A 22,184-nucleotide genomic window follows, 5' to 3' on the forward strand; every position below is an offset into this window, starting at 1 on the left:
AGAAAGTCCCCTTCAGGGGCGGTCCGCCGATGCGGTTTAGGGGTTTGGGTAGTTTGGTTACCTGATTCCTTTTTCTACCGTTCCAGCTTGAATCCTTCGTCCAGACGGACCCGCGTTGGACGATTGGCTACGTCCCAGCCGGTGAGGTAAATCCACTTCGCAATGCGTGTCACCTTGTCGGTATTGATGCGATCTGGTTCATCTTTGGGCGTGTGGTAATCGGGGTGGAGCAGCGTTGTGAAGGCAATCGCTGGTACGTTCGCCCGGGCGTAAGGGAGGTGATCAGAACGGAAATACCAGCCTTCTGGATGATTTGGTTTATCCCACAACGTATCGAGTTTGAAATGGGCTTCCGACTGATTGACCGCCAGCGCGGCATTGACCAGATCGGTAGAATTGCGGTGCGGGGATTGCTGACCCAGAATAGCCGCGCTGTCGGGTGCGTTTCGACCAATCATCTCGGCGTTCAACACGGCCACAATGGAGCCTTTGGGTACGGTTGGATGCTCGACAAAATAGCGGGAACCCAGCAAACCCCGTTCCTCGGCGCCGTGAAAAACAATCAGTGCCGATCGCTTACCGGGCTTCTGGGCAAAAGCCCGCCCGATGGCCATTGTAGCCACGCAGCCACTGGCATTATCGTCGGCTCCGTTCCAGATGGAGTCACCCGCTACGGCCCGACGGACGCCGTCGTGGTCCTGATGCGTACTGAAAAGAACGTACTCATCTTTGAGTTTTGGATCGGTACCGGGCACTTTTGCCACAATATTCACCGATGGGTAATTAAAACTCTCCACGTTCACTACGTTGGTAAACTGCTGACCGGGCTGCTTGATCCACTCCAGCGCACTGGCCGGGAGCCAGACTGTGGGTGCCTGCGAAAAGACACGCGTATTCGCGCCACCCGGCAGGTCGTAACGGCCCCGTTCCAGCCCTGTCGTCCAGCGCTCGAAATAAGATTGGGCTTGCGTATCGGATACCCAAACCACAGCTAATGCGCCCTTTTTTACCAACTCGGCAGCCCGGCTGTTCATCGTGCCGAACAGAAAACGACGATAGCTTATTTCGGCTGGGCCTGTTCCCGAGAACTCAATGGCTACGGCTTTCCCTTTGATATCGACTTTCGCCAGGTCTTCGGGCGTGCCCTTGCCCACGAATATAAGTGGCGCGTCGACCGACGCAATGGCGGGTGCTAACAGAAACGCGTCCTGACCGTGGACCAGTTGATGCGCACCAATGTTTAAGCGGCTGGTTTCGGTAATGCGTGTCCGCTGAATGTGAAAAAACTGGAAGAACGTGCCGTCGTCGCCAGCGGGCTGAAGACCCATCGCCCGGAGTTGGTCGGCAATCCAGACGGACGCTTTCAATTCGTCGAGTGAGCCACCTTCGCGACCCCGGAAATGATCACCAGCCAGCGCAAACAGATCGCGTTTAATGTCACTTTCTTTAATGGCCGACAGAGCATTTGCTCCGGTTTTCGGCTGGGCATAGCTAATGGCCGAATTGACGAGCATCGACATGGCGATCGCCAGTGTCAGCAAGGACCGAATTTTCTGCGTATTGAAGTAATTCATGGTTGTATAAAAAACGGATGATTGGGGTTTTTACAAATATACGGAAAGACCGGACCGCCAACGCCACAACAAGGTGCGACTCGCTACAGAAGCTGATCGAATGTTTTTTATCGTAGTTTATTTTTGATTCCAGCCAGAATCTGTTGCGGACGCATAGGAGACGTACCGAATTGCGGCTGTACAAAGGTCATAAAACGCTATATTGGGAAAACAAACGGCCTTCCATGAAATCAACCTTTATTCTCCTTGCCCTCGTTGTCAGTAGTTTTACCCATCAGCACCTATCAGCGCAATCCAGAAAAAAGACGACGCCATCTGACCCCGTTGCCCGCTACGACGCCTATGTTCAGCAGGCCGTTCAGGATTGGCGAGTGCCCGGTCTCACCGTCACCGTTGTTAAGGATGGAAAGGTGTTGTTCAAAAAAGGCTATGGTATTCGTGAACTTGACGGGTCTGAGCCGGTAAACACGCAAACGCTTTTTGCGATGGCTTCCACGACCAAAGCCATGACGGCGGCCTGCATCGGGATGCTGGTGGATGAAGGTAAACTTAAGTGGGACGATCCCGTTGCGAATTACCTGCCCGATTTTATGTTTTACGACCCGGCCGTCACGCGGGAAATTCGGGTGCGGGATTTGCTCATTCATAACACGGGGGTTGGCAATGCCGACGTTCTCTGGGCCGCGATGGAAATACCGTCCGACGAAATCCTCCACCGGATACGGCTCATTAAACCGACCTATTCACTACGTTCGAGCTTCATCTACCAGAATATCATGTATCTGGCGGCTGGTAAAGTGATCGAAAAAGTGAGCGGAATGCCCTGGGACGTTTTCGTACGTACCCGCATTTTTGAACCGCTCGGCATGAGCCGGACAAAAGCGCTGTTCAAGGAAGTGACGGATGCTAATCGGGCCAAACCGCACGTTGAGATCAATGACACCATTCGCGCCGTCAATAGCCTGAAAGAAGAAGGACTCGTTGATGCGGTCGGTCCGGCGGGATCAATCTGGACGTGCCCGGATGATGTTTCGGCCTGGATGATCTGCATGCTCGACAGCAGCCGGTACAGTACCGGTGGAACAGGCGTCAAAACATTGCTTAAACCCGCTACGTGGGCGGAGTTGTTCAAGCCGCAAACGCTCGTCACGGACAGCGAATTTTATCCTACCCAGCGACTCACCAAACCTGTCTGGAAAACCTACGGCCTGGGCTGGTTTCAGCAGGATTATCGGGGTCATCGCATCAACTTCCATACCGGTAGCCTGACGGGTATGGTGGCTATTCACGGGCAACTTCCCGATCAGAAACTGGCCGTCTATATACAGGGCAACCTCGACCATGCCGAACTCCGCCACGCGCTGATGTACCGCGCCTTCGATGAGTTTGCAAGCTCCGACGCTCGGCTGGGTGTTGACCGTGATTGGAGTGCTGAGTTTCGCAAACTCTATGGGGGGCTTAAGCAAAATGCGAAACTGGCCGAACGAAAGGCCGACAGTACGCGGGTGCTGAACACGAAACCGTCGTTGCCGCTGACGGCTTATGTAGGCTCCTATACCGATCCCCTGTACGGAAAAACGGATGTTTCGTTGCGGGATGGAAGGCTCTATGTATCCATTAACAACGTACTGACTGGCTACCTGAATCACTGGAATTTCGACACGTTCCGGCTCGTCTACGATCAGTGGTGGAATGGGAAAGATTTTTTCAGTTTCGAGCTGGATACGAAAGGCAAGGTGGCCCGGGTGCGGGGCGCAGGTATCGAGCTAACCAAAGTGCCGGAAGGCGCAGTGAAAGGGGGGATGGAGCACTGACTTATTGAATTGCGCCGGGTTAAACCTGGCGATAATGAAAAATTACCGATTATAATTTAACTACACAACCTGACAGAATGACATTTCTTTTCAAATCAGTACTGTTTTTAGCCTGCATCATCACCATTTCCACCAACGCGCAATCACCACAACAACGCGTTCGGCAATACCGACAAACTCGTGAAACGGCACTGATGGACGAGTATCGTCGGTTTCTGGCCATTCCCAACGTATCATCGGACTCGGCAACCATACGCCAAAATGCGGCCTTCATCATGCAGATGATGAAGCAGCGGGGAATCCCGGCTTCCTTGCTGGATGGCGTGAAACCGGGTACTAATCCGGCGGTTTTTGGGGAGGTAAAGGTGCCTGGAGCTACCAAAACGCTCATTTTCTACGCGCACTACGATGGGCAACCCGTTAATCCAAAGCAGTGGGCAAAGGGATTGCAGCCCTTCGAACCAGTGTTCATCACAGCCCCTGTTGAACAGGGTGGCACCATCGTTACTACGTATAAATCGGGGGATGCGATCAATCCGACCTGGCGTCTATCCGGGCGAGGTAGTGCCGATGACAAAGCGGGGGTCATGGCGATCCTGAACGGGTACGATGCATTGGTGAAAAGCAATATCAAGCCGACGGTTAACCTGAAGTTTTTCTTTGAAGGCGAGGAAGAACTTGGGTCGACCCACCTGGGCGACATTCTGCAGAAACATCAGGCCAAACTAACGAGTGACCTTTGGCTGATTGTCGATGGTCCACGCCATGTATCGGGTAAAAAAGTAGTTCAGTTCGGGGTGCGGGGCGATGTCAATATGAACCTGACCGTCTATGGCCCAAAACGCCCGCTCCACAGCGGTAACTACGGAAACTGGGCGCCTAATCCAGCCCAGAAGCTGGTGAACCTGCTGGCGAGTATGAAAAACGACGAAGGTCGTGTGCTGATCAAAGGATTCTATGACGACGTAACGCCACTCACGGCTCGCGAGAAACAGGCGATGGCCACCGTCCCTAACATGGAAGCAGCGCTGAAAAAAGAACTGGGCATCGCCAAACCCGATGGGGGCGGGGCCTCGTTCATGGACCTGATGATGATTCCGACCCTAAATATCAACGGAATTCAAAGCGCGAATGTCGGACCGATGGCGGGTAACGTTATCCCGACCAAAGCCGAAGCCGTGCTGGATTTGCGGCTGGTTCGGGGCAACGACATGGCTCGTCAGATTGAGCGCGTAACCGAACACATTCGTAGTCAGGGCTATCATGTTACTGATCATGACCCGACCGATGCCGATCGGCAACAATACCCTAAACTGATCAAGATCACGACGGGGGCGGGCTACAACGCCCAGCGGACACCAATGGATCTGCCCATCGCCCAGGAGGTCATTGCGGCTGTGCAAACGACATCGACGGAGCCGATTGTATTGACGCCCACGGCGGGAGGTAGCTTGCCGCTCTATTTATTTGAAAAGCACTTGAAAGCCAACGTAGTATCGGTGCCGATCGTCAACTACGACAACAACCAACATGCTGAAAATGAGAACGTACTGGTGCAATACCTCTGGGATGGCATCGAGACATTGGCCGCCATCATGCAACTGAAATGAGTTTTTCCGTACCAGCATCAGACCCCAACATACGAATTATGAGACTCTCGCTACTCATTATAACCTGTCTCACTGGGGCAACCCTCACGCAGGCACAGCCAGCGGGAACAACCAATCGATTCGACGTACTGATACGGAACGGATTGATCTACGACGGATCGGGTAAGCCACCCACGTCGGGGGATATTGGCATTCGGGGAGACCGGGTTGTCGCGGTCGGGAAACTAAATAATGCCCAGGCAACAACCCTCATTGATGCGCAGGGTAAGGCCGTAGCGCCGGGATTTATCAACGTGCTTTCACACACGGGTATAGAACTGTTGCGGGATGGTCATTCGATGAGCGATCTCAAGCAGGGCATCACCACCGAAGTATTTGGTGAGGATTCGTGGGGACCAGTCAGTACGGATGAAATGCGGCAGCAGGTCAATCAGGTTCTGAAGCCGTATAAACTAACCTGCGACTGGAAGACGCTGGCGGATTTTCTAAAGAAATTACAGCAAAAGGGTATCACCCCGAACGTAGCGTCTTACCTCGGAGCCGGTCAGGTTCGTCAGAGTGTTTTGGGCGAAGAGAACGTGAAACCAACGCCAGCCCAGTTGGAGAAGATGAAGGCCATTGTTCGTAAAGCCATGGAAGAGGGCGCATTGGGTATCACAACTGCTCTGATCTATCCGCCAAATACCTTTGCCGACACCGATGAACTCATTACCTTATGTAAGGAAGCGGGGCGCTACGGTGGTCGATATATCGCTCACATACGTAGTGAAGGCGACCGGCTGGATCAGGGAGTTGCTGAGTTGATTCAAATTGGAAAAGCCGCAAAGGTGCCGGTTGAGTTATACCATTTTAAAGCCTCGGGGCAACGGAACTGGCCGCGCATGGAAACGGCCATAACGCTCATCAACGATGCCCGAAAGCAGGGACAGGACGTAACGGCCAACATGTATACTTACACGGCTGGTGCTACGGGTCTGACGTCCTGTTTGCCGCCCTATCTGTTCAATGGAGGCTTTATGGCGGGCTGGAAACGGCTTCAGGACCCCGCTACCCGCCAGAAATTAGCCGCTGAAGTTCGGCAGAGTGGTAATGACTGGGAAAATATGTATCAATTGGCAGGCTCGACTGACAATATTATCCTGACCGCTTTTGAGGTGGATTCGCTCAAAAAATACAACAACAAAACGCTCGGGCAGATAGCCGCCATCTGGCACAGAGACCCCATCGAAACGGTCATGGATTTGATCGTGGCCGACAAAAGCCGCGTCGAAACCACGTACTTCCTGATGTCGGAGGAAAATGTGAAAAAAGGAATCAGTCAGCCGTGGGTGTCATTTGGATCAGATGCCGCTTCGATTGCCGACGACCGGAAAGATATTGGCGTGGTTCATCCCCGAACGTTTGGGAATTTTTCCCGATTGCTGGGAAAGTACGTCCGGGATGAACACGTAATGTCGCTCGAAGAAGGTATCCGCCGATTGACCAGTTTGCCCGCTACGAATCATAAACTGCCCAAACGAGGGATGCTTCAGGCTGGTTACTTTGCCGACGTGGTGATATTCGATCCGGCCACCATCGCCGATAAAGCTACGTTTGCCGATCCTTTCCAATATTCGATTGGCGTTCAGCACGTACTGATTAATGGAAAACTGGTGCTGAAAGAGGGTGAACATACGGGCACTTTCCCCGGCCGTGCGATCTGGGGACCGGGTAAGAAAACCATGGATCAGTAGCGGGTAGGGGATTCATTCATCCGGCAAAATCGAACGTCCAACCAACTCATTCTGACATTCAGTTCTTTTTTGTTTCAGCTATCAATCGGTTCGTGCATTTTTGCCCTAACACATGACCCAATTTACTATGAACCGGACTCTATCTACTTTGTATACAGCCAGCTCGGCGAAATCGGTTTGCCTGCTGGTGGCCTGCCTGTTTATGGCCGGTGCTTCGTGGGCACAAGCTGTTCCCCGCCGACCACTTCCCATCATAGATGTGCACGTGCACGCCATGAAAGTGAACCCCAGCTTTGCCGTAGAAATGTGTCCGTGGTTTCTACGGGACATGCCGGGGGGCGATCCGAATCAGCAGATGCGCGCGTTCCTCAATGCCGAATGTGCTACGCCCTTACAACCGGCCAAATCGGATCAGGAGATGCAGGCTGCCGTAGTGGATGCCATGCAACGGCTCAACATGACCATTGTGGCCTACGGCGATCCCCAGATCTTACGTAACTGGAAAAAAGCAGCGCCGGGCCGGGTAATTGCGGGCATTGGCGTCAGTTCCCCCAACGACATGAGCGTGAAAGCCTTTACCGACTCCCTGTCTTCGGGTTTCTATGAGGTAATGGGCGAGGTAGCTCCCCAATATCAGGGCTTGTCGCCGAGCGATATGTCACTTGATGGCTATTTTGCCGCAGCCGAAAAATTGAATATTCCGGTGGGCATTCATATGGGAACGGGCGGAAACGGCATGGCTAATATCGGTCAGGCCAAGTACCGTGCCTCGCTGGGCAGTCCGTTTTTGCTGGAAGATATGCTGGCTCGACATCCCAAACTGAAACTATGGGTCATGCATGCGGGTTATCCAATGATCGATCAGATGATTGCGTTAATGGGCGCGAATGCCTACGTCTATGTGGATCTGGCGGGTTTCATCTGGAGTTATCCCCAGGCCGAAATACACGCGTATCTCAAACGACTGGTGCAGGCTGGGTTTGGCAAACGGATCATGTACGGCACTGATCTGTTGATTTGGCCCAAGTTATTTGAAACCTCGATCAGCGTCATCGAGAATGCGGATTACCTGTCGTTCGACCAAAAACGAGACATTATGTTCAATAATGCAGTTCGCTTTTTTCGGTTAGACGCCAGTAAGTTCAAGTAAGGGGTCGAACTAAATTAATAAATCTGATATTTAATCGTGCTTAAACGATTAAAGTGAACTATTGTGGAGGGAAGTAGGGTGGAGATAGAAATGTGTGATCAGGAAGAAATAAGTCGACTGGCCAATTTGCTGAAAGCTGTTGGTCATCCGTTACGTGTACAAATCGTATCGATCATAGCCCACGAACAGTTGGCAAGTATCACAACGATCCAGCGTTATTTGCCTGACATTGATCAATTTGTGCTCTATAGTAATTTGAGGTTTCTCCATGAGAAGACGATACTAAAAAAGCTTCGAAAAGGCCGGGAAACGTATTATTCGTTAACGGACACATCGATCAGTGATGGATTGAACCTGTTCTTTCATAGTAAACTGGTCAAAACAAGTTCTGAAGCTGACTATTAGGACAATAGTGACCGATTGCCCGTCTGGTGATGGGTGATGGTTCATCAGTAACCGCGTTGTTCAGATCGGCCTTTTATCCGTTGCGCGCTGGTTTTTACTTAAGAAAGCCATCAATCCCGTAGCTTTGTTTCCGATGGATTCACCCGCTGGCTTTTACCTGACACTCACGCAAAAAGTACGGCTCGCGCTCAGTGTTTTTGCTATTTACTGGTCCATCAAACTCTATATTTTCTTTGATCACTTGACCTGGGAAGGTGTCCAGCGGTTTTGGTGGGTCTGGTTGCTCGAAATCACCATGACCGTACTCTTTTTTACCGCCTGGCTAAGCCTATCCGAACGGCTGGAACACTGGTATGTAGGTTGGTCGGAAAGCGATTTTCTGGTGAATATCAAGCTACCGGCCAAACTCGCTACGTTACTGGTGGCGGGCGCACTGGCCATTGTGCTAAACCTGGGCTGACGTAGTGACTACGTTTATCGAATCCAGATCGGCTGCTTACAAAGAACGGTTTATGGTAACCCTGGGATCAAAAATCCGAAGTGTGGAGACCAGCCAGATTGCCTATTTTTTCTTTGAGGACAAAGCCACGTACCTAACCAATTGGGAGGGACAAAACCTGCTTGTTGAGTATAGTTTAGATAGACTGGGAAGTTTGCTGGCCCCCAACCAGTTTTTTCGGGTGAATCGCTCCTTTCTGGTGTCATTAAAATCCACGCAGACAATTCATGCCTTTTCGGGCGGTAAACTAAAGATGGACCTAATGCCTAAACCCCGTCAGGAAGTCTTTGTGAGCGCCGACCGGATTCCTGGCTTCAAAGAGTGGCTGGGTAAATAAGGCCGACTATCCCTGACGGATCACAATAAAAATATTTTTTCAGTGCAATGAAACAATTCCTGAAAATTAAATGTATATACATCAAATACGTAAACATTTAATTTTAAACTCTTACCACTATGGCAACTGAAACCGCCACCGCTACTACCTGGGTTATCGACCCTACTCACTCAGAAATACAATTTAAAGTTAAACACCTGGTTATCTCGACGGTAACGGGTTCGTTCACGCAATATGAAGGTCAGGTAGAATCTGTTGGCGAAGATTTCACCGATGCTAAAATTTCCTTCTCGGCTGACATCAGCAGCATTACAACAGGTAACGAACAACGGGATGGTCACCTGAAGTCGGCTGATTTCTTTGATGCCGAGAGTTTCCCCAAGCTGACGTTCACCTCGACAAACCTGACCAAAACAGGTGATGATACGTATAACCTCACGGGCGATCTGACGATTCGCGGTACCACGAAACCGGTAACGCTGAAAGTTGAACACGGTGGCATTATGCAGGATTTTTATGGTCAGACCAAAGCGGGTTTTGAGGCAACCGGTACCATCAAGCGCAAAGAATTCGGCTTAACCTGGGATGGCGTTACCGAAGCCGGTGGCGTTGTTGTCAGTGATGACGTTAAACTGGTTTTGAATATTCAGTTGACGAAGCAGGCTTAATATAGTTCAGGCATTTGCGGGAAGCCGTGCCACCGTTTAGAACGGTGGCACGGCTTCCCGCAAATGCCTGATAGGATACATATTGAATTCCGGTAATGGCCAAATAAACCTAGTCATTACCGGAATTTTTGTTTTGGGCATTCTTTTCGTCAGATTCAGGCTACTTTTCGTCAGCAATCACTGACAAACGTAGTAACTGCCGTAACGCTGAAAGATGGAACGTTTTCTGACCACATCGGTTGCCAGTCTTTGTGCTGCCCCCTTATTTTTTAGGCTCACGCTTCAGTTTGTCGAGCCACTCATCAGGCAACGCTTGCCCGATGGATCAGGGGCCAGTCTGGATAGAAGTCTGCTTTTTAGCCTTGCCCTGACACTTTTCGGTTTCGTGCTGGTGGCTGTCCTGGCCTGGTATTTTTCGGGACATGGCTATTTGCGCCCCGTTCAGATGATTACCTGCATCATGCTGGCAGGGTGGAGCCTGGCAGGAGTCGTGTTTTTCGGGAAAGAGCCCCGCAAACTGGACTACGACGGTCAGCGAGCTGTTTTGGAAGCAGAGGTACGTATCGACAGCTCCCTGTTGGGCGGTCGTCCTGCCAGTGAAGTTGTGGCGCTGTCGTACACGGGTGGTGATTTCGATACGTTTCACCTGGACAGGAGCAGGGAAGAAGGCAAGTTTATCGTCTTACCGTGGGAGATAACGGTACACACGGTATATACCTGGGCCGTCTGGTCGACTATCGCCAATAAAAAAAGCTATTTCCCGATGACACTTCCATATCGTCCAGGCCGATCGACAAGCTGGTCGGCCTGGGAAGCGCCCAAACCGCATCCCTATGGTACCACGCCTGAAGGGATTAGCCTTCGTTACCGGCTTTTGGTACTTCCTCAGGTTTCATCTAATCCGTAAGCAACGATTCACATGATCTGGATTACGCGCGAACGACCCAAGATTGATCGGTTGGCCTGCCCCTGGCTCATACTACGTTTTATTGACCCGGAAGCTACCATCCTGTTCGTGCCTGAAAAACAGGTTGTAGATCGGGCGCAGGAATTAGGCGCTATCCCATTCGATGTGCCGGGCGTTGATTATAGTCATTACGAAGATCGCTGCACGTTTGACTATTTCCTCCAGAAGCATGAATTGACAGATGCTGCGTTGCTCAAGATAGCGCCCATCGTGCGGGGTGCCGATACGGATGATCATACATTAGCGACACAGGCTGCGGGTTTGTGGGCGATTTCGGCTGGATTGGCGTTTAATATCGCGGACGATCAACAACTGCTGTCACAGGGATTAATTATCTATGACGCGCTCTACAGTTGGGCGAAGCATCTGCAAACCGTCAGGCATACGCAAAGTCCTACCGAACGGCTTTTGCTGGAGGTGCTTAAATCAACGGGTAAACGAAAAACGCCCGTTTGGGTGAAAGAATTAAAGGAGTTAATTCAGGATCAGATTGATACGAACCTGACGCTTAGTCTGACCGAACTCGCTGAAAGTTTAGCCGTCAATCCGGCTTATGTGTCCCGAACGTTTGCCCGTTACTTTGACGACCTGTCATTTGGCGAGTACATCCGTAAACTACGGATCGAGAAAGCCATTACGTTGCTGGAATCGACAACGTATAGCTTGGCCGAAATTGCTTACCTGACCGGATTCTCGGACCAGAGCCATTTTACCCGAATTTTCAAGAAGCTGATGGGGCAAAACCCATCGGAATACCGAAAAAACAGAAACAAAGGTAAAGCAGATACAAAAGGTTAAATCCATTCTATTTCTCACTCCCAACGCGACCTATCCTTGTGCTAAAAATGGAAAGTCATTTATGCATAAGCCGTATCACAGGATTTGGTCAGGAACGTTCGGGATGGGAGACTCCGCCCCTTCTATTTTTTTACTCATTATATGTATGTCATGCCTGTGTGTAACGCAGACTTTAGCGCAGACACAGCCCAGCTACCCCCGGATGGCTGGGTATTTGGGCGTACTTCATCCAATTGTCACGATTGACCAAAGAGGCAGCGAAACCAATTTTAGTCAGTACTACGCCGTTGGATTTCCCATTGGTTTAAACCTGTGGAAGACGCAGAAGATAGGTTTTTCCGTAGAAATCGTACCCATCATTCGGGCCGAAAACGGGACCAGTCGAGTGGCTAATGTGCTCTTTCATCCGGGTGTGCTAGTCAACCTAGGGCACGATTTTACGCTGGCCAGTCGGCTGGCGTTTGAAACGTCAGGCCGTTATGGCGTTACCCCGGTGCTCAATAAAATTGTGAAACGAGGGCAAACCCTCAACTATTTCGTGGCCGTACCCATTCCGGTTCGATTTGGTAACGACCGCCCTACGTCGTTAACTGTCGGATTGCAATTTGGGATTGTGTTTTAATCCGCAGAACGGCTTCTAAGATCAAGCACCTAAAGAAACGAACCCAGATGGCGTCACCCCTTATTCCTTATACAAAAACGGATCTGCTACGGTACTTCCTTCGACTAGGTACCAGTGGATTTGGTGGACCACCGGCTCTGGTCAGTGCTATGCATCGGGATCTTGTTCTTGAAAAGCAATGGGTTACGGAGGAAGATTATCGGGAAGGATTAGCGCTGGCCCAACTGGCCCCCGGCCCATTGGCGGCTCAACTGGCGATCTACCTGGGATACGTTCACTACGGTCTGCTGGGCGCTACGTTAGCTGGCGTTGCCTTTGTACTGCCTTCGTTCATTATGGTCGTGATACTGGGTTGGTGCTACATTCGGTTTGGTGGATTACCCTGGATGCAGGCTATCTTTTATGGCATCGGAGCGGCCGTTATTGGTATTATTGCCATGGGGACGTATAAGCTAACGACCAAAACCATCGGTAAAGACCCACTCGGCTGGGCTTTGTTTGCCCTGTCTGCCATAGCTACGGCAGTCACCGAATCGGAATTGCTGTGGCTGGTTCTACTGTCGGGAGGCATTTACTGGATCGTGAAAACCCCGCCCCGATTTATGCGGCCAGACGTAGGAAGTAGCCTTGTTCCGTTTGTGCTGCAGGTACTGGCGTTGCCCACCGATTCCGTACTGTGGAAAACTGGCTGTCTTTTTTGCCAAAGCGGGCGCGTTTGTGTTTGGCAGTGGGCTGGCTATTGTGCCTTTTTTGTATGGGGGCGTTGTCAAAGAATATGGCTGGCTTACCGAGCAGCAGTTTTTAGATGCGGTGGCCGTGGCCATGATTACACCCGGCCCCGTAGTGATTACCGTTGCGTTTATTGGCTATCTGGTAGCTGGGTTTGCGGGAGCCTGTGTCGCTGCCTTGGCTACGTTTCTTCCCTGTTATTTGCTGACTGTACTGCCCGCGCCCTACTTCAAACGCTGGGGTAAACATCCCGGCGTTAAGGCATTTGTTGATGGCGTGACTATCGCTGCAGTTGGTGCTATCGCCGGCGCAGTGGTCGTACTGGCCCGTCGGCAGTTGATTGATACAACGGCGATATTGATTGCGGTAACGACTGTTGGGCTGCTGTATCGATTTAAGAAACTGCCCGAACTAAGTCTGATTGGAGCAGCCGCCGTCATTGGGTGGCTCCTGAGGTACATCGGCTAACGGGTGCAAGTAAACTTTCCACCACCTATTTTAGCAGGACATAATAGCTACTTCTACATTTAGTGAATATTGCGCTCATTATTAAATTTTTATCGCAAAATTGACACGGTTTTGTTTCACTACATAAGTCAGTCCTATGCCTACCCGTCAAGCCATTTACCTTTTAGCTCTGCTGGTTTTTACCCCTTTCCTAGCCTTAGGGCAAAATATAGCCAACTCAGGATCAACAACCAGTAGGATCGACTTATCCGATAAAACATTTATTCTTGGAGAGAAAGGAAAGGTTAGTAAAACCGAAAATGACTTTAACCTTTACCTCATCTTTCATAAGGATGGTAGAGCTACATTCCGAGGGAAAAGAGGAAATATGATTACGAAGGATAGTCCTCTTAGTTGGCGATTTGTAGGGGACTCACTCTATTTACAGCCTAGTTCAATTGCAGTAGAAGCGGAAGGAAATACGCAACTAATTGATCGTGAGCCAACGAAGTTTGCTATTGTAAAAGCACCAAGCGGTTATATACTCAAAGAAAAAGATGATCAGATGCTTTGGATTGAGCTAAAATAATGAGATAGCTATAGCTTCTCCTGACTTTTTTCTACTAACAAAAATGCTCTTCCGCAAAGCAGGAGAGCATTTTTTTGTCAACCTATGATGAAAACAGTAAAGCGTCTACAGTACTATTACGAATTCAATTCCTAAAATAAGTATAAGCAAAACCAGGAACTTTCCTATAGTTACCCATTTCCTCACTAAAATATGTTTATGACGGGTGCCCAGCACAACTTTTGATGAGGTAGGTCTCGCTGCTACGTATCATTCTGGTACTCGAATCGTTTCTTCAGTACACAATTGGTTAATGGCCTGTAAGCCTGAATCAATTAATACCCCGCGTTCTGAACAAAGTTCTCATTAACGGCCATTTGCTGGATCGGAATCGGGAATAAAAGATACTTGGGATCGCTCGCGTAATTCTTTTCGTAGAAAGGTTGCAGGAACTTACCAAACCGTATCAAATCCTGCCGTCTCCAGTTTTCGATATACAATTCCCGGCCCCGCTCATCCAGCAGGACATCCAGATTGACCGACGGTAAGGCGCTGGCTCCCCGTGACGCATGGGTACGAATGGCGTTGACCAGCGAAAGGGCGGTATTGCCATAGCTACCGGCATTTGTGGGCGTACCACCCCGTAAAATAGCTTCCGCTTTCATCAGCAGCACATCAGGCAATCGGAAATACACGTAATCATTGTCGATCAGTCGGCTGCCATCATTGGCATGGTCAATCGGGTACTTGATCGGCCGGATTCCGGGCAGTTCCAGATTACTGCCGGTTTCGATAATTTTCACCTCTTTAGAGAAAATCAAGGGATTCCCCGTTCTATCTTTCAAGGGCGCATCGGTCGTTAAGTTGTACTGCTGACCGATCAAAAACCCCGTATTGATGCGATTGCCGGGATTAGGCAGCCCTCCCGGACTCTTATAGGCAGCGCCCAATCGCTTATCGGTGGCTTCGTATTTATCGTAAAAGGTCGGCAGGATTACCCAGCCATTGTTGCCGTTGGGATTCTGGTTTGGATGCAGGAATGTTACCCATCGGTTCCGCAAGTTGGCGTTTGGTGATACCCCACCCACATTTTCCTGCGTCCAGATATTTTCCTTCCCAATTGTCGTGTTGTTAGGCGCGAAATTGTCGTAATAGTTAGCCGTGAACTGGTATTTGTTGCTGTTGATGATCTCGTCGGCCAGGCTGATGACCTTGTTCATGTCCTCTGCCGCAAAGGTTGGCGTCGCCCGGTTGGCATACACACCTTTGTTGAGGTACAGTTTCATCAGGAAAACCCGGGCCGCATCTTTATTCGCCAGTCCGGCGGGGCCATCCGGCAAATTAGGCTGTATGGTCGTCACCTCGCTGATAATGTAGTTCAGAGCGTCCATTCCTTTCCGGACTTTGGCGGCCTGTACTACACTTTCTCCCGGCTCGCGGTAGGGCACCTGATCGTATAAATCCAGCAGCCAGAACATGCAAAAGGCGCGTATAAATCGGGCTTCGGCAGCCTGTTGCGGAGTTGGATTGAACCGCAGCATATCAGTGGCCGCAAAGACCCCGCCACTCATATTGTTGAACGTATTGATGACACGAATATGGTTGCCATCCCAGCGGTGCTGGTGCAATTGGCGCCACGTACCGTTATCATCCCAGTCCGGGCCGCGGGTTGGTCCCATCATGGCATCGGTGGTCATTTCGCAGAGGGCGTTCAACTGCGAATTGTTTTGAAAAGGTTCCCGTATGGAGTTGTAAACGCCCGTTAGTAAGGCGGCTGTATTGGCTGACGTTGTCGTCCCAATCTGGCCGGCAGTGAGGTCACCCTGGAACTTCTCTTCCAGATCCGTACAACCACCAAGGCCTAAGATCAGCGTGAACGTACTAATAATGAATACGTTATTTTTTAATGACATTATCGTAAGGGTTTATAAAGAGAAGTTGATGCCAAATGTTATGGTGCGGGCCGGTGGATAAGCCGCATAATCGATACCGACAGACGGAACACTGTTGATAGCCTTGTTTACGTTGACTTCAGGGTCAAAGCCGGTGTATTTGGTGAGGACAAACAGATTTTGGCCGGTCACGTAAACATTCGCTCCACGAATAACTTTCGCGATGTTACCGATTGAATACGAGACAGTTGCATTCGTCATTTTCAGGTAATCGCCTTTCTCGATATAGCGAGAAGAAGGCGTTACCGGGTTGGCGATCGATTCCTTGACCGGTTCCCTGAACAGCGACAGGGCGATATTCCGTCCCCCGTTGATTAGCCCGACGCTGATAACGGCATTGTTGGTATTGTTGTAAATGTCCTGTCCGAACGCTCCGTTCATGTTCGCGATCAGCGAGAGTTTTTTATACCGAAGCGTCGTGCTGAGGCCTAACAGGGTTTTTGGGTTCGGATTGCCGACGTAGAAGAACGTATTACCCGCATCTTCATAAGTCGCCAGGCCCGTCGACTCGCTCATGCCCAGATACCGGCGCGTGTAAAACGCATTGATCGGCAGGCCATTCTGAATAACTTCCACCGACACGCCACTCAGACCCGGACCATTCAAGGCGCCCGTCAGGATGGGGGCCGTTAAGCCAGAAACACTATTGCTGATAAAAGTAGCATTGGCTGTCAGATCCCAACTAAAGTTCGGTTTCCTGACAATATTGCCATCTATTGCCACTTCCAGCCCCTTGTTTTCGATACGGCCATCCAGGTTGATCCACCGAATAACCGAGCCGGGCGGAGCGGGCTGAATGGGTGGGCTGGGGAATAATAAATCGGTCGTGGTTTTATTGAAGTAATCGACGGTCGCCGTCAGCCGACTGTTCAACATCGTCAGATCAAAACCGACATTATACTGTTTGTCGGATTGCCACTTTAAGTCCGGGTTGGGGTTATTCGTCTGGCCCAGCCCACCATTATCGGTAAACGAATAGCGGGCCTGCGAAGAACCGGACGGAAACTCCTGATTACCCGTCTTGCCCCAACCACCGCGTATTTTAAGGGAATTTATGGTTTCTACGTGAAAAAACTTCTCGTTACTGATGTTCCAGGCCGCCGAAAAAGAGGGGAAATACCCGTATTTATTGTTTGCGCCGAATTTACTCGAACCGTCGGCACGTAGCGTCGCCGTCACCAAATAGCGATCTTTATAATTTCCGATGGCCCGGCCAAAGTAGGACTGTAGTTCGGCGGCTGGATCAACAAATGAGGAAACGGTGCGGCCCGTTGTGTTCGAATACTGGATATAATCGGTGTAGTCCAGTCCGTAATTGCCGAACCCGGAAGCTGGTCCTAAAGCGCTCATGGCCGACCCCTTATTGGCAAAGCTCATATACTCAAAGCCAACTAACGCATTCAGGTTCAGGTCCGGTAAAATGTCCTTGTTGAAGTTCAGCGTGTGGGTAAATTGCTGGGTACTCAGCTCGTTGTTCCCAATGCTCGCCCAACCCTTCCCCTGCGTAGCCGAAATGTTAATGTCCTGATTAATAGAGGATCGTCGCCCGCCCGCACTATAGTTGACGCTATACAGCATCCGATACTCCAACCAGTCCGTAAACTTGAAATACGGCGAAATGCTAGCCAGAATCGTGGTAACTTTTGACTGGTCATTGTATAACTCAGACATAGCCAGGGGATTGATGACCGCCCCCGCTTTTATATTCAAACTGCCGTTGGCTTTCCGCAGCGAGTCAGTTGGATTCCACTGCAAGGCATGCCCGATTAAGCTACCATTTGAGCCGGCATCGTTGGTGATGGCGGCAATGTCTTCTATATACTGACTGGAATTAACGGTCATGTCTAACCCCAGTCGTTTGCTTTCTAAAAATTTTAGATTGCCCGTGAAATTAGCCGTATATTTTTTGAAACCGGTCTTATTGATAATGCCCTCCTGGTTCAAATAACCCGCCGACAATCGGTATTTTCCGCTTTCGTTGCCTCCGCTAACGGCCAGGGTATAGTTCTGCTGCAACCCATTTCGCAAAATGGCATCAAAAGCATCGACGTTGCCACCCCGGTCATTCAGCGCACTGACTCCGTAGTATTTTATCGCTTCCCGGTATTGATCCGCATTCAATACGTTGATTTTCCGGAAGATGGACGCCACGCCCGTGTTCAGGCCGACGTCAATTTTCGCCTGACCCGCCTGACCCCGTTTGGTATTGATGATGACAACCCCGTAGGCGGCCCGCGACCCGTATATGGCCGTAGCCGACGCGTCTTTCAATACATCGATACTTGCGATATCGGCCGGGTTTAAAAAATTCAGTGGGTTGCCGCCGGGCGTGTTTCCCAGGCCGTTCGCATTCAAACCCGGCCGGGCTGATCGGTTGTCCAGCGGAATACCATCCACTACGTATAAGGGCTGGCCGCTACCGGTAATGGCCGAGTTGCCCCGAATCTTGACCGTGGCGGCTCCCCCTGGCTGGCCGCTGTTGTTTATAATTTGCACCCCCGAAACCTTACCCTGAATCAATTGATCGGGGGAGGTGAAGTTGCCTTTATTAAAATCTTTAGCCGTTACGGACGTCACCGCGCCCGTGAGGTCTCTTTTCCGGGCGGTTCCATACCCCACCACGACAACTTCATCCAGTGACTTTGTCTCGGGTTTCAACGTAACATTCACCGCTGTCTGATTACTCACCGCTACGTCCTGCGCTACGTAACCAACAAAGCTGAAGGTCAATGTTGAGGCCCCATCGGGGACTGACAGTCGGTAGGCTCCGTCTTTATCGGTCACTGTGCCTTTTTGTGTGCCTTTCACCACGACGGATACGCCGGGTAAACCAGCCCCAGATTCATCGATAACCGTACCCGAGATTGTCCGGTCGGCGGGTTGCTCGCTGGTCTCTGGTGGGGTGAGTGCAGTCCGGGTTGGCAAAGGTGGAGTCGAGCCATAGGTGGCTGTAAGTGGGAAAAGCGCAAACTGGAGACAACCCAGCCATAGGATGCGTCGCCCGGTTGTTACTAAAAAGTGTTGCATACGAAATAAGGGTTTAAGGAATGAGGGGAAAGAAATTCAAGGAAACTGATAACTTCCTTCATAGACAAGCCGTTAGCCTGCTCATCTGGCCGATCCTACATAAAGCCATGAATGCTATAAATAGCGTATTTCATCACTTTTTGAAGATTTAATTGTCAGTTACCCTTACTTGGTAAGAGCCCGAGAAATAGGGTTTAACCTCTTTTTAATGAAAATATTTTTTGAAATTATTTTTTAGAAATCAATGGGTAGAACCAGTTTAAACGTTTATAATGAATGAATTTTTGTCATGCTGAGGTACGAAGCATCTTCGGGTGAGCCAATAGTGTTTCGGTTATTGCTCCGGCGATACAGCAAAGATGCTTCGTGCCTCAGCAGGACAAAAACGGTCGACTTGGGCCTGTTTTTAGAAGTTAAAACAGGCTCGGGGATTAATTTGCATCGTTTCAAGGAAGGGCTGAGAAGAATCAATCCGGGCAGAACGTGCGCTTTCCAATACCTGCCAGACGAAGTGACTGGGAGGTGGGAAGTACAGGTAGTGGACGTCGTCAGGAATTTTAACCTGACAATACCTTACCTGACTGAGTATAATTTAATTTAAACAACCCTTATAGGTAAGTTGCTTGACCAACGTCTCTTACCAATAATGCTAGTCATGACTCATGCTTAAGCATCGATACGTTACCTACCTGTTAAGTGCCAGCCTTGTGGGCTTCCTGAGCTTTAAAGCCAACGTTAGAAATACACTGACCGGAGAAGGACCGTCTCCAGCCAGAACCCCAACCGAAGAAGCCGCTACGTTCCAGCTCGAACCGGGTTTGAAAGTTCAGCTAGTCGCATCTGAGCCCATGGTTGAAGATCCTGTGGTGTTCACGTTCGATGAAAATGGCCGCTTATGGGTCGTCGAAATGCGGGGTTTCATGCCGGATGTCGACGGGAATGGAGAAGACAAACGTGTGGGGCGTATATCAGTGCTGGAAGATACCAATGGCGACGGGCAGATGGATGTCAGTAAAATCTATCTCGACAGTCTGGTCATGCCCAGGGCGATTGCGCTAGTCAAAGGGGGCGCCCTTGTCGCTGAGAATGGTGCTTTATGGCTCACCCAGGACACCAATGGTGATTTGAAAGCCGATACCAAAACTGTTGTAGACGCGCACTATGCTGGCGAAGGGCTCCCCGAACATGCACCAAACGGCCTCTTGCGGGGGATGGACAACTGGTTTTACAATGCCAAGGCGCGTCTTCGGTATAAGTTGGTAGATGGCAAATGGCTACGTGATTCGACAGAGTTTCGTGGGCAGTGGGGGATCAGTCATGACGACAGAGGCCGTTTGTATTATAACTACAACTGGTCGCAGCTTCACGCCGATCTGGTTCCACCGAATTACCTGTCCCGCAACAAAAATCACAAGCCAACTACCGGCATTGATTACGGCGTGACACTTGATCGGCGGGTGTACCCTATCCGTCCCAACCCGGCAGTTAACCGGGGCTACATACCCGGTACGCTGGATAAAGAAGGTCACTTGCGGGAATTCACGGCGGCCTGTTCGCCACTTTTCTACCGGGGAACGGCACTACCTAAAGATTATTACGGGAATGTTTTCGTTTGCGAACCCGCCGGAAATCTGGTCAAGCGCAATGTCGTAGAAGATAAGGAGCTACTGATTGCCGCTCATGACCCGCACCCCGGCACCGAATTTCTGGCGTCAACCGACGAGCGATTCCGGCCGGTTCACATCGCCACCGGACCCGATGGCGCACTCTACATCGCTGACATGTATCGGGGGCTTATTCAGCATAAAGCTTACGTAACGCCTTACCTGAAAGAGCAAACTCTGTCCCGCGACCTGGATAAACCCATTAATCGGGGTCGTATCTGGCGCATTGTGCCAGAGAACTGGAAGACACAGAAAGTGAAAAAATTGTCTGATGCGTCACCCGATGAGCTCGTTGCGGAATTGTCGAGTCCGGATGGTTGGCATCGGGATATGGCACAACGGTTGTTAATCGAGCGGAATGATACCAAAATCGGTTCGGCCCTGACGAATCTGGCGGTAAAAGGCACTTCTGAGTTAGGCCGCTTTCATGCGTTGTGGACGCTGGATGGCCTGAAACTAAGCAATGCTGCTACGTTGCTGAGCCTGGTGTCCGATCCGAATGAACTTGTTGGTACGACGGCTATCCGGCTGCTTGAGCCGTTTGCCAAAGCGGATAAAACCGTTCGGGCGAAGTTGGGCGAGCAACTGGCTAACCGATGGGCCAAAGCCCCGATCGAACAAATCCTTCAGATGACATTCACGGCTGGCGTTCTTGATCAGTCGGTCGCTCAGCAACTGCTGGCAAACATTGTCGGGAAGTACGGCGAATCGGCCTTAATTCGGGATGCGGCCATGAGTAGCTTGCAAAACCAGGAGTTTGCCTTTTTGCAGCGGCTGATGAAATCACCACAGTGGCAAACGAGTGAGCCACCGAAAGAAATTTTCATGGAGATGCTGACGACGTCGATTGTGAAGAAGCGCAACCCCGCTGAATTGACCGCGCTGTTGGCCTTGGTTGACTCCCATAAGGAACCCCTGGCCTGGCAGGAAAAAGCGATTCTCACCAGCATGTCGATTGCCGGAAGCAGTAGCAAAGCGAAGCCGATTAAACTAGCATCGGCTCCCAGCCTGTTAACCCAGTCAAGTCATAAAGTTGATCCAAACCGCCTGGCTACGCTGGACGCCATGTTTGAATGGCCGGGCCATATGACAGCAAAAAGTAGCGTCGTGAAAAAAAGTTTGCTGAACGACGAGGAACAAAAACTATTTGCGTCGGGGCGGCAGCTTTATCTGAATACGTGTTCGGGTTGTCATGGCACCGACGGGGCTGGTCTGGCTCGATTCGGTCCGCCCCTCATCGGCTCCGAATGGGTAGTGGGCGACGAAAAACGGTTAGCGCTTATCCTGCTGCACGGCATGGAAGGGCCAATCGAAATCAATAAACGGATCTACGACGCCCCGGATATCCTCCCGGTTATGCCTTCGCATTCGACGATGGACGATACGTCGATCACGTCCATTCTGATGTATATCCGCAATGAATGGGGCAATAACGGCGGTCCCATTGGGAAACGTACCGTGGGCATGACCCGCGTGACAGCACAAGGCCGGGTTGTACCCTGGACGGCCAAAGAATTGAATAAGTATATGACCGATAATCAGGCTGCCAGCGTGAAATAATGAAGCTGTCCCAGATTGTCCATGGCAACATTTTTTTGTTTATCATTCCGACGTCACGAG

The 22,184-nt window shown here is 50.6% G+C and carries 17 protein-coding genes and 1 pseudogene; 15 read left to right on the top strand and 3 right to left on the bottom strand.

Annotation, left to right across the window (positions count from 1 at the left end):
- Positions 1-74: 74 nt before the first annotated feature.
- Positions 75-1,514 (bottom strand): M28 family peptidase, encoded by a 1,440-nt coding sequence (locus ACYVEA_RS19580; RefSeq protein WP_461115443.1) that lies wholly within the window; start codon positions 1,512-1,514, stop codon positions 75-77.
- Between the two features lie 284 nt (positions 1,515-1,798).
- Between ACYVEA_RS19580 and ACYVEA_RS19585 the strand changes: the two genes are divergently transcribed.
- The 14 genes and pseudogenes from ACYVEA_RS19585 (at position 1,799) to ACYVEA_RS19650 (ending at position 13,942) form a co-directional block, all read left to right on the top strand.
- Positions 1,799-3,388 (top strand): serine hydrolase, encoded by a 1,590-nt coding sequence (locus ACYVEA_RS19585; protein ID WP_461115127.1) that lies wholly within the window; start codon positions 1,799-1,801, stop codon positions 3,386-3,388.
- 77 nt (positions 3,389-3,465) lie between these two features.
- A complete protein-coding gene (locus ACYVEA_RS19590; RefSeq protein WP_461115128.1) occupies positions 3,466-4,998 on the top strand; it encodes a M20/M25/M40 family metallo-hydrolase in 1,533 nt (510 codons plus the stop codon).
- 38 nt (positions 4,999-5,036) lie between these two features.
- A complete protein-coding gene (locus ACYVEA_RS19595) occupies positions 5,037-6,731 on the top strand; it encodes an N-acyl-D-amino-acid deacylase family protein (RefSeq protein WP_461115129.1) in 1,695 nt (564 codons plus the stop codon).
- Between the two features lie 127 nt (positions 6,732-6,858).
- Entirely contained in the window at positions 6,859-7,881 is a 1,023-nt protein-coding gene (locus ACYVEA_RS19600) for an amidohydrolase family protein (RefSeq protein ID WP_461115130.1), read from the top strand.
- Between the two features lie 63 nt (positions 7,882-7,944).
- Entirely contained in the window at positions 7,945-8,286 is a 342-nt protein-coding gene (locus ACYVEA_RS19605) for an ArsR/SmtB family transcription factor (protein ID WP_461115131.1), read from the top strand.
- Between the two features lie 133 nt (positions 8,287-8,419).
- On the top strand, positions 8,420-8,746 hold the full coding sequence (locus tag ACYVEA_RS19610; RefSeq protein ID WP_461115132.1) for a hypothetical protein: 327 nt from the start codon (positions 8,420-8,422) through the stop codon (positions 8,744-8,746).
- Between the two features lie 4 nt (positions 8,747-8,750).
- Positions 8,751-9,122, top strand: coding sequence for a LytR/AlgR family response regulator transcription factor (locus ACYVEA_RS19615; protein ID WP_461115133.1), 372 nt, complete (start codon positions 8,751-8,753; stop codon positions 9,120-9,122).
- A 119-nt stretch (positions 9,123-9,241) separates the two neighbouring features.
- A complete protein-coding gene (locus ACYVEA_RS19620; RefSeq protein WP_461115134.1) occupies positions 9,242-9,790 on the top strand; it encodes a YceI family protein in 549 nt (182 codons plus the stop codon).
- Between the two features lie 214 nt (positions 9,791-10,004).
- Positions 10,005-10,697: a hypothetical protein gene (locus ACYVEA_RS19625; protein ID WP_461115135.1), complete on the top strand. Its 693-nt coding sequence runs from the start codon at positions 10,005-10,007 to the stop codon at positions 10,695-10,697.
- 12 nt (positions 10,698-10,709) lie between these two features.
- Positions 10,710-11,555 (top strand): chromate resistance protein ChrB domain-containing protein, encoded by an 846-nt coding sequence (locus tag ACYVEA_RS19630; protein WP_461115136.1) that lies wholly within the window; start codon positions 10,710-10,712, stop codon positions 11,553-11,555.
- Positions 11,556-11,700: 145 nt separating this feature from the next.
- Positions 11,701-12,177: a hypothetical protein gene (locus ACYVEA_RS19635; RefSeq protein ID WP_461115137.1), complete on the top strand. Its 477-nt coding sequence runs from the start codon at positions 11,701-11,703 to the stop codon at positions 12,175-12,177.
- A gap of 47 nt (positions 12,178-12,224) precedes the next feature.
- Positions 12,225-12,722 (top strand): annotated as a pseudogene (gene chrA / locus ACYVEA_RS19640) (chromate efflux transporter); the annotation flags it as partial.
- Positions 12,723-12,894: 172 nt separating this feature from the next.
- Positions 12,895-13,374 (top strand): chromate efflux transporter, encoded by a 480-nt coding sequence (chrA, locus tag ACYVEA_RS19645; RefSeq protein ID WP_461115138.1) that lies wholly within the window; start codon positions 12,895-12,897, stop codon positions 13,372-13,374.
- A 136-nt stretch (positions 13,375-13,510) separates the two neighbouring features.
- Entirely contained in the window at positions 13,511-13,942 is a 432-nt protein-coding gene (locus tag ACYVEA_RS19650) for a hypothetical protein (protein ID WP_461115139.1), read from the top strand.
- Between the two features lie 314 nt (positions 13,943-14,256).
- Here the strand turns inward: ACYVEA_RS19650 and ACYVEA_RS19655 are convergent, their stop codons facing one another.
- Together ACYVEA_RS19655 and ACYVEA_RS19660 are read right to left on the bottom strand one after the other, a co-directional pair.
- The gene (locus ACYVEA_RS19655; protein ID WP_461115140.1) at positions 14,257-15,834 is read right to left on the bottom strand and encodes a RagB/SusD family nutrient uptake outer membrane protein; all 1,578 of its coding nucleotides are present in this window, start codon (positions 15,832-15,834) and stop codon (positions 14,257-14,259) included.
- A gap of 12 nt (positions 15,835-15,846) precedes the next feature.
- Positions 15,847-18,900 (bottom strand): SusC/RagA family TonB-linked outer membrane protein, encoded by a 3,054-nt coding sequence (locus tag ACYVEA_RS19660; protein ID WP_461115141.1) that lies wholly within the window; start codon positions 18,898-18,900, stop codon positions 15,847-15,849.
- Between the two features lie 662 nt (positions 18,901-19,562).
- On the opposite strand from ACYVEA_RS19660, the gene ACYVEA_RS19665 reads away from it, so the two are divergent.
- The gene (locus tag ACYVEA_RS19665; RefSeq protein ID WP_461115142.1) at positions 19,563-22,124 is read left to right on the top strand and encodes a DUF7133 domain-containing protein; all 2,562 of its coding nucleotides are present in this window, start codon (positions 19,563-19,565) and stop codon (positions 22,122-22,124) included.
- Positions 22,125-22,184: the final 60 nt, after the last annotated feature.

It is taken from the genome of Spirosoma jeollabukense, assembly GCF_054777855.1.

Excerpts from the sequence above, each read along its gene's own strand:
- ACYVEA_RS19580 (WP_461115443.1), bottom strand. The coding sequence starts at position 1,514 with ATGCTCGTCAATTCGGCCATTAGCTATGCCCAGCCGAAAACCGGAGCA.
- ACYVEA_RS19585 (WP_461115127.1), top strand. The coding sequence starts at position 1,799 with ATGAAATCAACCTTTATTCTCCTTGCCCTCGTTGTCAGTAGTTTTACC.
- ACYVEA_RS19590 (WP_461115128.1), top strand. The coding sequence starts at position 3,466 with ATGACATTTCTTTTCAAATCAGTACTGTTTTTAGCCTGCATCATCACC.
- ACYVEA_RS19595 (WP_461115129.1), top strand. The coding sequence starts at position 5,037 with ATGAGACTCTCGCTACTCATTATAACCTGTCTCACTGGGGCAACCCTC.
- ACYVEA_RS19600 (WP_461115130.1), top strand. The coding sequence starts at position 6,859 with ATGAACCGGACTCTATCTACTTTGTATACAGCCAGCTCGGCGAAATCG.
- ACYVEA_RS19610 (WP_461115132.1), top strand. The coding sequence starts at position 8,420 with ATGGATTCACCCGCTGGCTTTTACCTGACACTCACGCAAAAAGTACGG.
- ACYVEA_RS19620 (WP_461115134.1), top strand. The coding sequence starts at position 9,242 with ATGGCAACTGAAACCGCCACCGCTACTACCTGGGTTATCGACCCTACT.
- ACYVEA_RS19625 (WP_461115135.1), top strand. The coding sequence starts at position 10,005 with ATGGAACGTTTTCTGACCACATCGGTTGCCAGTCTTTGTGCTGCCCCC.
- ACYVEA_RS19630 (WP_461115136.1), top strand. The coding sequence starts at position 10,710 with ATGATCTGGATTACGCGCGAACGACCCAAGATTGATCGGTTGGCCTGC.
- ACYVEA_RS19635 (WP_461115137.1), top strand. The coding sequence starts at position 11,701 with ATGTCATGCCTGTGTGTAACGCAGACTTTAGCGCAGACACAGCCCAGC.
- ACYVEA_RS19650 (WP_461115139.1), top strand. The coding sequence starts at position 13,511 with ATGCCTACCCGTCAAGCCATTTACCTTTTAGCTCTGCTGGTTTTTACC.
- ACYVEA_RS19655 (WP_461115140.1), bottom strand. The coding sequence starts at position 15,834 with ATGTCATTAAAAAATAACGTATTCATTATTAGTACGTTCACGCTGATC.
- ACYVEA_RS19660 (WP_461115141.1), bottom strand. The coding sequence starts at position 18,900 with ATGCAACACTTTTTAGTAACAACCGGGCGACGCATCCTATGGCTGGGT.
- ACYVEA_RS19665 (WP_461115142.1), top strand. The coding sequence starts at position 19,563 with ATGCTTAAGCATCGATACGTTACCTACCTGTTAAGTGCCAGCCTTGTG.